The organism is Siminovitchia acidinfaciens (assembly GCF_003605385.1).
Classification (GTDB): domain Bacteria; phylum Bacillota; class Bacilli; order Bacillales; family Bacillaceae_C; genus Siminovitchia; species Siminovitchia acidinfaciens.
In genome coordinates this window covers 73,701-86,283 of the sequence record NZ_QYTV02000013.1, presented here as the reverse complement: position 1 = coordinate 86,283, position 12,583 = coordinate 73,701, and the positions used below count along the sequence as shown (strand labels likewise).

Annotated in this window: 10 protein-coding genes and 1 riboswitch; of the genes, 1 reads left to right on the top strand and 9 read right to left on the bottom strand. The window is 40.1% G+C overall.

Going from position 1 to position 12,583, the window contains the following annotated elements; translation table 11 throughout:
• Window positions 1-366: 366 nt before the first annotated feature.
• The 8 genes from D4T97_RS19200 to D4T97_RS19165 form a co-directional block, all read right to left on the bottom strand.
• Window positions 367-552: an H-type small acid-soluble spore protein gene (locus D4T97_RS19200; protein WP_126052382.1), complete on the bottom strand. Its 186-nt coding sequence runs from the start codon at window positions 550-552 to the stop codon at window positions 367-369.
• A gap of 60 nt (window positions 553-612) precedes the next feature.
• The gene (locus tag D4T97_RS19195) at window positions 613-1,611 is read right to left on the bottom strand and encodes an LLM class flavin-dependent oxidoreductase (RefSeq protein WP_126052381.1); all 999 of its coding nucleotides are present in this window, start codon (window positions 1,609-1,611) and stop codon (window positions 613-615) included.
• A gap of 110 nt (window positions 1,612-1,721) precedes the next feature.
• Window positions 1,722-2,675: a siderophore ABC transporter substrate-binding protein gene (locus D4T97_RS19190; protein WP_126052380.1), complete on the bottom strand. Its 954-nt coding sequence runs from the start codon at window positions 2,673-2,675 to the stop codon at window positions 1,722-1,724.
• 19 nt (window positions 2,676-2,694) lie between these two features.
• On the bottom strand, window positions 2,695-3,456 hold the full coding sequence (locus D4T97_RS19185; RefSeq protein WP_126052379.1) for an iron ABC transporter ATP-binding protein: 762 nt from the start codon (window positions 3,454-3,456) through the stop codon (window positions 2,695-2,697).
• On the bottom strand, window positions 3,453-4,403 hold the full coding sequence (locus D4T97_RS19180) for an iron chelate uptake ABC transporter family permease subunit (RefSeq protein WP_126052378.1): 951 nt from the start codon (window positions 4,401-4,403) through the stop codon (window positions 3,453-3,455). The genes D4T97_RS19185 and D4T97_RS19180 overlap by 4 nt, the downstream gene beginning before the upstream one ends.
• Window positions 4,396-5,346, bottom strand: a complete 951-nt coding sequence (locus D4T97_RS19175; protein ID WP_126052377.1) for an ABC transporter permease — start codon at window positions 5,344-5,346, stop codon at window positions 4,396-4,398. Before D4T97_RS19175 ends, D4T97_RS19180 begins: the two co-directional genes overlap by 8 nt.
• A 168-nt stretch (window positions 5,347-5,514) precedes the next feature.
• Window positions 5,515-6,243: an EcsC family protein gene (locus D4T97_RS19170; protein ID WP_126052376.1), complete on the bottom strand. Its 729-nt coding sequence runs from the start codon at window positions 6,241-6,243 to the stop codon at window positions 5,515-5,517.
• A 122-nt stretch (window positions 6,244-6,365) separates the two neighbouring features.
• On the bottom strand, window positions 6,366-8,285 hold the full coding sequence (locus tag D4T97_RS19165; RefSeq protein ID WP_126052388.1) for a heavy metal translocating P-type ATPase: 1,920 nt from the start codon (window positions 8,283-8,285) through the stop codon (window positions 6,366-6,368).
• Between the two features lie 413 nt (window positions 8,286-8,698).
• Here D4T97_RS19165 and D4T97_RS19160 point away from each other — a divergent pair, with 413 nt between their 5' ends.
• Window positions 8,699-10,591: a heavy metal translocating P-type ATPase gene (locus D4T97_RS19160; protein ID WP_126052375.1), complete on the top strand. Its 1,893-nt coding sequence runs from the start codon at window positions 8,699-8,701 to the stop codon at window positions 10,589-10,591.
• A gap of 138 nt (window positions 10,592-10,729) precedes the next feature.
• On the opposite strand, the gene mgtE is transcribed toward D4T97_RS19160, so the two are convergent.
• Window positions 10,730-12,055, bottom strand: a complete 1,326-nt coding sequence (gene mgtE / locus D4T97_RS19155; protein ID WP_126052374.1) for a magnesium transporter — start codon at window positions 12,053-12,055, stop codon at window positions 10,730-10,732.
• Between the two features lie 224 nt (window positions 12,056-12,279).
• Window positions 12,280-12,451: riboswitch (M-box (ykoK) riboswitch) on the bottom strand.
• Window positions 12,452-12,583 lie beyond the last annotated feature (132 nt).

Here is a 12,583-nt window from a genome sequence, read left to right as displayed (position 1 = left end):
GATATACATTTTATCGGTGATCTTACTTTAATTCTCCGGGTTTCTCCACAATCGCGCCCGATTGTGGAATATTGAAAACCATGAAAGCTGCAAAATATTTCAGCAGTTATTTTGCTAAAGCCCCCGTTAGTTTAAGTACGGTCTTCACAAGCTATTAGCGGATTAGTTAAATAAAGAAAGCTGTTTCCTCAAATAGACATAATCAGCCAGTTATATTCTTTGGAGTAGCGATCCTCCGATAGAAAAGATTGCATATTAATGAACATCCTCTTCATTTTGGTTGGTTTATACTATACCCCTCTGAAGGTTGTTATCCATCCCTGAAAAAAGGAAAAAATAAATGCCGCCCCCATGGACGGCATTTCATCATTCCTCTATCAATTGCGATATTTCCGCATTTGACCTCTCCTCAAATTGATTCGGTCCCCGCAAATGAACGGTTGCTGTTTTTCCGTCTTCGTTCACTTTATCTATCCAAACAGATACCCCATTGTATTTCACTTCAATATCGGCTGATGACGATAAAATTTGCTTTATTCGGTTCAAATCCAATTAAATTCACTCCCAATTATTTTCCTCTTATCATGTGATAACAAGGGGAAATTATTCTGTTTAGGTGAGCATTTCTTTTGCTATCAGCTTATAGGATTGAATCCGGTCATCAGTCGAGAAGGTATTTGTGTTGATCATTATTTCATGCGCTTTGTATTGCTCTTGGAATGCCACTATTTTCTCTTTCACTTCTTTCGGGCTGCCAAGAATCATTTTCTTTTTCTTAATTTCAACCGTTTCTTTTTCTTTTACAGATAAAGGATATTTAACCGCTTCCTGAATTGATGGAATGCCATTCTTACCATCACCTTTTTCTTTCTGGATCTCCCAGATCAACGAACAGAGTGCGTTTTCCTCTGCCTGTTCTTTAGTTGAAGCACAAATAGCATTCGCTGTTATGATAACTGTCGGTTCATGCTCTTCTGTAGCAGGCTGAAAATATTCGATATATTTTTGAACAATCGTTTTTCCTTCCTTGTCACTCATGAAGTGGCCAAAATTATATGCAATTCCTTTTTCGGCTGCGAGTACAGCACTCTTCTCGCTCGTTCCAAGAATCCAAGGCATGGGCTGTATTTTTGGAATAGGAGAAGCCGACAGTTTGGAATGTTCATTCTCTGCCTGAAAATCATCATTTATAAATGTCAGTAATTCATCGACCAGCTCAGGAAGCTTCCATACGTTCTGTAAAAAATTGCTGGAAAGTGCCTCGGTCGCTTCGGCGGATCCGCCCGGTGCACGTCCGATGCCTATGTCTATTCGATCAGGGAAAAGAGTTGCCAGCATATTATATATTTCAGCCACCTTATACGGCTTGTAATGCGGAAGCAAAACTGCACCCGAGCCAATCCGGATAGTGCTTGTTCTCCCCCCGATGAAGCCCAGCATGACTTCGGGCGCGGAACAGGCAAGCCCTGGTAAATCATGGTGTTCCGCAATCCAATACCGAGTGTATCCGAGCCGCTCTGCTTCCTGCGCTAATTTTAAAGAATCCATTAATGCTTCCCTTGCTGTCTTATTCGAGGCAATGGGAGATTGATCGATAACACTTAATCTCATTGAAGCAGGACAACTCCTTCATTTTCTTTGTCTTTAGTTTCATTACTATCGTTATTCTAATGTCTTGTCAAAGAAAAAGCCGCTGCACCATTTGCAGCGGCCCTCTTTTATCAGTATGCCTGTTCAACACTCTTGATCATTTCTTTTATGGATGTCAATCCTCCGCCGGATAGATACCAGTATTCCGCATCAAGGTAAATGATTTTACCCTCTTTATATGCTGTAGTCTTTTTCACAAGATCATTCTCGACCGCTTCTTTTGCAGGCTCCGCGTTTTCCTCAATCGCTGCATTTCTGTCGATGACGAATAGGATATCCGGATTTTTTTCTAAAATATATTCAAATGATATTCCTTGTCCATGTGTAGACACTTCAATATTTTCATCGGCTGCTTTAAAGCCTAGGACATCGTGGATCAAGCCAAAGCGTGATTTCGGACCATAGGCGCTTACTTTTCCTTCATTTGCCAATACGATCAACGCATTTTTATCAAGGGACTCTGTCTTTTCTTTTACAGCCGCAATTTGATTGTCAATGTCAGCAAGTTCGGCTTTAACTTCTTCTTCTTTGTCAAAAACTTTGCCGATCGTATTCATGTTGTCTTTGAAAGATTCCAAATAATTATTGTAATCCATTCCCATATACACAGTAGGAGCAATTTCTGCAAATTGATCATACAATTCCGCCTGGCGGGCCGATATGAAAATGACATCCGGCTTCAAATCATGAATTGCTTCGAAATCAGGCTCTTTTAAGCTTCCGACATTTGTATATTCCTTACCGGAATATTTTTCGAGATACGACGGAACGGTGACCTGTGGTACACCGGTTACTTTGATTCCCAATTCATCAAGGGTATCCAGTATTCCAAAGTCAAAAACAACAACATTTTCTGGATTCTTCTTTATGGTTGCTTCACCATATTCATGCTTGATCGAAATTTCATCTGTCTGCTTTTCCGTGCCATTCAAATCTTTTTCACCGGATTGGCTTTCTTTCGTTCCGCATGCAGTAAACACAACTGCTGCTATTACGAGCATGATGAATAATGTCCACTTTTTCATGTTAATGAATCCCCTTTGTCTATGAATTAAAATACACACAAATTCTGCAATTGTTTAAGTTTTTTATCGGAATATCCATGTCATATATTTCTTTTAGTGCTTCGGACTGAATGACTTCTTCAGTTGGACCGTCTTTAACCACTTTGCCGTTTTTCATCGCAACGATCCTATCGGAATATACTGACGCAAAGTTGATATCGTGCAGGACAATCACGACTGTTTTGCCTAACTCGTCTACGAGCCTGCGGAGAATTTTCATGATTTGAACCGAATGTTTCATGTCTAAATTGTTAAGCGGCTCATCGAGAAGGATGTAATCCGTATCCTGAGCGATGACCATTGCAATGAAAGCCCTCTGACGCTGACCGCCTGACAATTCATCAAGATAGGAATCTTGGATATCTGAGAGTTCCATATACACAAGCGCCTGATCCACCATCTGTTGGTCCTCTTTTGTCAACCGGCCTTTTGAATACGGGTATCTACCAAATGATACAAGGTCCCTGATTGTCAGTTTGACATTCACATAGTTTGATTGTTTTAAAATGGAAACCCTTTTGGATAAATCATTGGATCTCATTTTCCTCATATTCGTCTGATCCAACAGGACATCGCCTGTATCTGCATCCAAAAGTCTGCTGACCATTGAAAGGAGGGTTGACTTTCCCGCACCATTTGGACCGATAAAAGACGTAATTTGACCGCTGCGAATATTAATCGTAACATCTTCGACCACTTTATTTTTTCCATAAAACTTGGATAATCCCAAGACTTCAATCACGATGATCGACTCTCCTTCAGCAAAAGGTAAAGAAAATAAACGCCGCCGACGAAATTAATGATGACACTTAGTGTTGTGGAAAAAGTGAACAACCGCTCCACTGCCCACTGCCCTCCCACAAGGGCAATAATACTCAATAGGATGGCTCCGCTTATAATAATGCGGTGCTTGTAAGTATGAAAAAATTGATAAGCCAGATTGGCAACAATCAATCCGAAAAAAGTGATCGGTCCAACGAGCGCCGTTGATACTGAAATCAGTATTGCTGTCAGCACAAGCATCTGCCTTGCTGTTTTATCATAGTAAATTCCCAAATTAATGGCAGTGTCACGGCCAAGCGACATCACATCCAGGTTGCTGACAGATCGCCATCCAACCGCAAAAACAAGCAAGATGAAGAGAAGCGACAGCCATACAAGATCACTGTTTACGTTGTTAAAGCTAGCAAACATGCGGTCTTGCACAATTAAAAATTCATTCGGATCTATCAAAACCTGTAAAAAGGTACTGATGCTTTGAAAAAATGTACCGATGATAATCCCTATTAAAAGAAGATAGTAGATCGACTGCTGCCCTTTATTAAATAATAAATGATATAGGAGCAATGCAAAGATAATCATCGCCGCAACAGATAATAGAAAATTGACCTGTTTATTTACGACTGTTATATGCTCCGAGCCTAAAGAGAAAATGAAAAACGTTTGAATGAGCAAATATAAAGAATCCAGTCCCATAATGCTAGGGGTCAATATACGATTATGTGTGATTGTTTGAAAAATAACCGTTGCATAGGCAATGGCAGCACCCGTAATAACCATCGCGAGCACTTTAGTCCCCCGGCGGGGCAGCGCATAATCAAAACTTCCATTCAAGTCATGAAATAAATAGAGCAAGCAAAGACTCAGGGATACAAGGAAGAGTATGCTCAACTTAACTGAATTACGCATAGACTTTCCTCCTGAACAGCAAGTATAAGAAAATGCCGCTGCCGATAATTCCCACCATCAAACTGATAGAAATCTCATAAGGGTAAATGAGAATACGTCCCAATATGTCACAAATGAGCAGGAATATCGCTCCCAGCAAAGCCGTATGCGGCAATGTTTTTTGCAAATGGTCACCTCTGAAAATTGAAACGATATTTGGAATGATCAAACCAAGAAATGGAATCATGCCTACCGTCAAAACCACTGTCGCTGTAATCAGAGCTACTAATATCAGTCCGAGATTAACCACCCGTTTATATGAAAGCCCAAGATTTGTGGCAAAATCCTCTCCCATGCCGGCTACCGTAAACCTGTTAGCAAAAAGATAGGATAGTATAATGATAGGTATACTTATATACAGCAGCTCGTATCGTCCTTTCATGATCATGGAGAAATCCCCTTGAAGCCAGGCCGACATATTTTGAATGGCATTTGCACGGTACGCAAAAAAAGTGGTGACCGATGATAAAATATTGCCGAACATTAACCCTACGAGCGGAATAAAGATGGCGTCCTTAAATTTAATCCGGTCAAGGATCTGCATGAACAAAAGCGACCCTGCAAGAGCAAAGACGAAAGAGATCATCATTTTTTCCAGCATCGTTGCGTTGGCAAACAATAGCAAGGAAACAAGGATTCCAAGTTTTGTTGCATCCAGCGTGCCTGCAGTGGTCGGTGAAACAAATTTGTTTCGGCTCAGCTGCTGCATGATGAGCCCCGCAATGCTCATGCCCGCTCCCGCCAATATGATTGATAAAAGCCTTGGCAGGCGGCTGATTAGAAATACTTGCGTTTCCTCTGATTGAAAATCCAACAAATCAAGAGGAGAAATGCGACTAACCCCTATAAATAATGAAAAAACGCATAGTACCAAAAGTACTTGTAACAAATATTTTATTTTCACGGATCACCCACCAATATTTTCTATGTATTTTTACAGCGAATGATAATCATTCTCACTTGAGCTCATCCTAATTATAACACCCGTTATTAAAGAGTCAACGATTTAGTTGATAATTTTTCTCAATTAAAATTTCAATTAAGAAAAAGACGTTCTAAAAAAGAGCGCCTTTCATGTTATTTTCTTATTTAATTTTTCCTGGAATATCCTGAACCAATATGCATTCATAGCGGTTTCACCTAAATGATCAAGTAAGTTGTAATTCGCATAGGCACCGACGATAGCACCGAATCCCGGAATCAATTGGAACATTTTTATGAAATCAATATAATCCCTATATTCTTGTTGAAACTCCCGCCAGTCCATATCAGTAAGCTGGTCCTTCTCCTCTTCCCAATTTTCGATGGTATTGAACGTTTTCTTACGAGTATCATCACTGGAAAAAGCTAGCAGGAATACGTGCAGAATAAATAGCCTTTCACTATATTTTTTCGTATCATAACCATAAATGGCAGCCGCCTCAAATAGAAACTTCATTTCAATCGATAATAGCAATGGGAAATCCGCCAACCCAAGCAGTATCCCGCCGGCACCGGTCCCGGCACCTTCTATGACTGCGGTTTTCCGATAAGCATCCAGTTTTCTTTTAACAAGTTCATCCCGCTCGAACAAAGTCATTTCTGACTTATAGTTTTTTATAAGAAAGTCAGATCCGACAAGCGTTGCTTTCACCATATTTTTGATACTTTCTGTCATGACTTCATGGAATTTTTCTGGGATCAATCCATTTACTTTCGTTTGTGCCTGTTTTGAAATCCTGTTAATGAGGCTTGAACGCTTATTTATTTTTCGTGTCCATTTTTGAACCTCTTCCATTACTTCTGTTTCATACTCGTTCATGAACTCTCATCCTCAAATATTATTTACATTATGTATACGCTCCAGCCCATTGAATAGTTTCATCATTTCAATCCAAAGTAATAGAAGACCGCGTGGTTGCGGTCTTCTTCAAATACAACAGCTTACTTCAATAGCCTCAAGCTGTTTAATATAACAAGAATTGTACTTCCCTCATGACCGATAACCCCTAAAGGCAAATCAATCACCTGGGAGAAGTTTGATAAAATTAACAAGGCAATGACTGCGACTGAAAAGAAAATGTTCTGCTTTATGATTCTGTTCATTCTTTTCGAAAGCCGTATTGCTTCAGGTATCCGCAGCAAATCATTTTTCATTAGCACCATATCCGCAGTTTCAAGTGCGACATCTGTACCATCACCGACCGAAATTCCTACGTTTGATGTGGCCAGTGCTGGGGCGTCGTTAATTCCGTCTCCAACCATTGCGACAGTACCATATTTCTCTTTCAATCGTTTAATCTCATCAACTTTATTTTCCGGGAGACAATCTGCGATAAAACCCTGTACATGGCTCTCTGATGCGATTACCTGAGCGGTTTTTTCATTGTCGCCAGTAAGCATTACCGTGAAAAGACCTTGCTTTTTCAATTGATCGACCGCTTCCATCGATTCTTTTCTGACCATATCTTTTAAAGCAACAACAGCAGCCAGTTCATTGTCCTTTTGGATATAGACGATGGTTTTACCTTCATTGGCCAGCTCTTTTGCACGCTCTACTAGAAACTGGTCAGTCTCCTTGATTTCAACAAAATCTCCTTTTCCAATTTTCCAGTACTCATCGTTAATTGCCGCTTTTACCCCCCAACCCGCGACGTCTTCTACCGTATCCAAGTTGATCAAAGGTTGTGTTAAATGCTCTTCGGCGTATTTGACAATTGCATTGGCAAGAGGATGGTTGGAGTGTTTTTCGATGGAGGCGACTGTAAGAAGTATGTGATCACTGTTTTGGCCGTCACGAGAGATAAAATTCGCCACTTCGGGTTTTCCCTTAGTCAATGTTCCAGTTTTATCAAAGGCGATCGCTCTTATTTCGGCCAATTGCTCCAAATGAACACCGCCTTTATAAAGAACACCTTTTCTAGCCCCGTTGGAAATCGCCGATAAAGTTGCTGGCATAATAGAGGCAACGAGAGCACAAGGAGAAGCGACAACCAGCAAAATCATTGCTCGATAAAATGTCTCACTCCAACTCCACCCGACGAGGTAATGCGGAAGAAACATCATAAAGAATACAACTGCCAAAACGATTTTTACATATTTCCCTTCGAATCTCTCAATAAAAAGCTGAGATGGAGATTTCTCGCTTTGTGCTGTCTGGACTAGTTCAATGATCTTTTGAAACAGAGACTCGTTGCTGGGTTTGGTAATCCTGACAGTGATGGAGCCGTTGATATTCATCGTTCCGGCAAATACCGGATTGCCGATCCCCTTAGATACCGGGATGGATTCCCCTGTAATCGCAGCCTCATCCAAAGTCGTGCTGCCTCTTACAACTTCTCCGTCCGACGGAACCCTTTCTCCTGGTTTAATCAAAATGGAATCGCCGACGACAAGCTCCGATACATGGACCCTCTCTTCGCCTGTTCTTGTGATTCGCCACGCTTCCTCCGGTTGAATTTCCATCAATGATGAAATTTCTTTATGGCTTTTGTTCATTGTATATGTTTCCAGGGCTCCGCTCATTGCGAAAATAAAGATCAGGATGGCTCCTTCCGCCCAATATCCTATTATGGCAGATCCCACTGCTGCCATGATCATTAACATTTCAACGTTTAATTCTTTATTTCTTATTGTTTCTTCTATGCCTTCTTTCGCTTTTGCATATCCACCGATTACGAAAGCCAATAAGTAAAACAAAACTGAAGTTGCGCTAAAGTCCTTTATGCTTAATAACCATCCAAGAAAAATTAGAGCCCCGCTTCCGATTGCTGCTATGAGTTCAATATTGGTTTTGACTTTCTGCCATGACTTTTCCCGAATTATAATAGACGGACTTTCTAACAACTTCGTAGGAGCATTCATCATTTCACCATCCCATAAATAAATTTTTCATCATTTAGTTTGTAATTATTATTATATAACCATCATATTAAAACAGTTCCTGCGAGTCAAGTCTAATTGAGAATAAATTAATCTAATTGAGAAATGTTATCTTTGATAATCATTATCATTATTGATCAAGCCAGAGGTTTACTCATCCTTATTGTGATATTCATTATCATTTAAATTTAATTTCAACTTAGCAGTCCTTTAAGTTGAAAAGGAGCATAGACACAACAATCTGATAAAAAATAGCCGCAGATTTATGTGCAGACTTTAGTTTATCCTCGCGTGCAGTTTGCTTTTCTTTCCCAATAAATACGGTATAATTAATTGAATTGCTAAAATTTTATATTTTGTATATCAACACACTATTGAAAGAAAGGAGTTTGCATTTGTCTCCGATAAACAAGAGTGCCCTAAATAAAACATCCACTTTCTCTATTTCTACTATTAAGAGTCACGGCGAGTTGATCGCCGCAATTATTAGTGGTTTGCTAATTGGTTTAGGGTTTCTTTATCCAATCTATCCAGAGGCCTTTTTTATCCCGGCTTTTTTAATTGGAGGATACTATAAAGCAAAAGAAGGTATAACTGATCTTATTGCAAACAAAAAATTGAACGTAGAAATATTAATGATCATGGCTGCCGTAGGTTCCGCTGTCATCGGGTTTTGGGCAGAGGGTGCCATTCTGGTTTTTATTTTCGCGCTAAGTGGTGCTCTTGAAACTTACACAATGAATAAAAGCCAAAAAGAACTATCTTCGTTGGTTAAGTTGCAGCCTGACGAAGCAGTTTTATTAACGGAGACCGGAGAAAAAATTGTCCCTGTGTCTGAATTGAACATTAATGACATGATTTTTGTTAGGCCGGGAGAAAGAATTCCTGTTGATGGCCTCATAAAAGAAGGCCATTCTTCCGTAGACGAAGCTGCTATTTCAGGAGAATCAGTGCCTATAGGGAAACAGTTGGGAGACACAGTATTTGCCGGGACAGTTAACCTGAATGGCACTCTCACAATTCTTGTATCCAAAGAACAAAAGGATACCCTTTTTCAACGGATTATTGATCTCGTTGATGCTGCTAAAAATGAAAAATCCCCTACGCAGCAGTTTATTGAAAGGTTTGAAGGTACATATGTAAAAGTCGTATTAATTGTTTTTTGCTTCATGCTCTTTCTGCCCCATTATATTTTCGGCTGGGACTGGAAAGAGACCTTTTATCGGGCGATGGTGCTGCTGGTTGTTGCTTCACCTTGTGCATTGGTGGCTTCCATTATGCCCGCGAGCCTATCGGCCATTGCATCTTCAGCAAGAAAGGGAATATTAGTTAAGGGCGGGAATCACCTCGAGTCCCTGGCCGCTTTAAAAGCAATCGCCTTTGATAAAACAGGCACAATAACTAAGGGACAGCATGAAGTTTCTGACGTGGTCGTTCGAGACGGGGTGGATGAAGAGCGGTTTTTACAATCCGTCGCTTCCATAGAAAAGCTGTCTACTCATCCCCTTGCAGCCGCAATTGTACAATATACAGTAAACAAAGGAATTTCTTTACTTACAGTGGAGAACTTGGATGATTTTCCCGGAAAGGGCATAAGCGCTACCGTTGAAGGAAACGAATGGAAAATCGGTAAACCCTCATTCGTATCCAAACAAAAGGATTCTATTTTCGAAATAGAAGCAGTGCAATTTGAAGCCGATGGTAAGTCAATCATCTATGCTGGTAATAAAGACGGTATTGCCGGAATCATCACGTTTAAAGATGCCATAAGGGATGAGGCGCAAAAAGCCATTGAAAATATCAAACAACTTGGCCTTTATACAATTATGATTACAGGTGACGGTGAAGGAGCTGCCAAATCCATTTCAAGGGAGGCGGGTCTAGACTCCTATATGGCAAATACACTTCCTGAAGTAAAGCTGATTGAGATTAATAAGTTAAGAGAGGCATATGGACCTGTTGCTATGATTGGTGACGGTATCAATGATGCACCTGCCCTTGCTACTGCTGATATCGGAATTGCCATGGGCGGTGGAACAGATATCGCATTGGAAACAGCCGACGTTATTTTAATGAAGAATAATTTGAATAGAATACCGGAAGCGATCGGAAAGTCAAAAAAAATGAATCGGATCATCAAACAAAATATCTATTTCTCAGTTGCTGTCATACTCGTATTAATTACGTCCAACTTCATGCAAATTGTCAATTTGCCGCTCGGAGTCATTGGACATGAAGGAAGTACTTTACTCGTTATTTTAAATGGGCTGCGTATGCTGAAAAACTGAAAAATTCCTGTTCTAATCGGTAAAATCCGATATCGGAACAGGAATTTTATATAGATTTGAAAATATAACGAAATATTTTTTTCGAAATAGTACTTGCTTTGTCTACCTCCAACGGCTAAGATATCAGCGCCACAAGGCTCAAATGTTTAAAAAGAGTCTGGCCATCGTAAAATATATGATCAATCCCGTTCCATCAACTAAAGTAGCGATAAACGGACCGGACACTACAGCGGGATCGATTTTCAGCTTGTGCAAAATTAAAGGCATGACCGCGGCAACAAATGAAGCCCATATCACTATGCAAATAGCGGTAATAGCCACTACGGTGCCGATGTCAAATCCGACCCCCAGCATTTCAGCCCTGATAAAAGCCACCACTCCCATAACAGCTCCAAGAAGCAGTCCAGTAGATACCTCTTTTCGCATCACTTTAAATATATCCTTGAACTCGACTTCTCCCATAGCCATTGCCCGGACCAAAGTAGTAACCGTCTGTGTTCCGGAATTCCCTCCGGTTCCGATTAACAAAGGAATAAAAAACGCCAAGGCAATTACTTGGTCTAGGATATCTTCATAGTGCCTTAATACATTCCCCGTATAAGCTTCTGCAACGAACAAGATAAGCAGCCATCCTATCCGCTTTCGGAAAAGACTCCAAACGGAGTTTTTAAAATAGGCTTCTTCAAGAGGAGAGCTCCCCCCTAATTTTTGAATATCTTCGGTTGCTTCTTCATGAATAACGTCAATCAAATCATCAACGGTGATTATGCCAATCATTCTATGGCTGGTATTTACGACAGGTATTGCAACCAAGTCATATTTTGCCAAAGTGTCGGCAACACCTTCTTGATGTTCATCAACCAGTACAGTGATCATGTCTTCCTTGGCAATCTCTTCAAGCTTTTGATTTGGCTTTGCCAATATTATTTCTTTCAACGATACGACACCGGTCAGTTTCCCGTGTGTATCAATGACATATACATAAGAAACAATTTCTGCTTCTTGTCCAACCTTTCTAATGTGACTCAATGTATATTCGATTGTCCAATGCTTTCGGGCACCTATATAATCGACTGTTGCAAGACTTCCCGCCGAATTATCTTCGTAGGTCATTAATGTTTTTATTTTTTCCCGATATTCTTTCGGTAAAAACTCCATTAATATTTTCGCTTGATAAGGATGTATAGCCAATAATAAGTCGACCGCTTTATCACTCGACATGTGGTTTAGCAACGTGATTGCAATTTTTTTTTCAATATGGTCCAATAGACGATATTGTAATTCCGGCTCCAGGTATTCAATAATCTCAGCGCCTAAATCAAAAGGTATGTTTGTAAAAAATACGATCTGTTCCTTATCATCCAGATCCGTGACCATTTCAGCCAAATCATAGGGCTGGAATTTTTCAATAAATTCGCCGATTTCTTCTTTGCTAGATAAATTGTTTATTAATTCCTTAATCATTCTAAAACCCCCGTTTGCCATAGAAACTATTGAAATTGAGGGTAAGCGCCTTTTTGTAAAGAGTGATTACAGGCGGTTGAACGGACACTTCCCCACATCTTGTAAAATCTGTCTCTTAACTTAGTATTGTCCGAATCATCTTCCACCTTCATCACCTCCCATAAACGCAAAAAACACCCTCAACGAAAGAGGGTGTTTAAAAACACGCATATCAAACATGCCTGAATAAGCCTCTATTCGTTGAGCTTTAGCACTATATGGCATAGGACGAAAATTCCATCCAGCTGCATTAAAAACCACCTTAAGTCGATGGCTTCTGTTGACCCATTGGTGTCTTTAGACATTTCTGGGCAGCAGCGTATCTCCATATAGGAGCCTCACCTAACGAGGAATGTTAAGTTGTTTTTGAACGCAAGTCCAATAGTATCACGAAAGAAATTATTGTCAACATTTTTCTAATGAACATTAAAAAACAACTTTAGATGATGTTCTATTTTCAGCTATTATGCCGCAGTCCATCATCTTCCG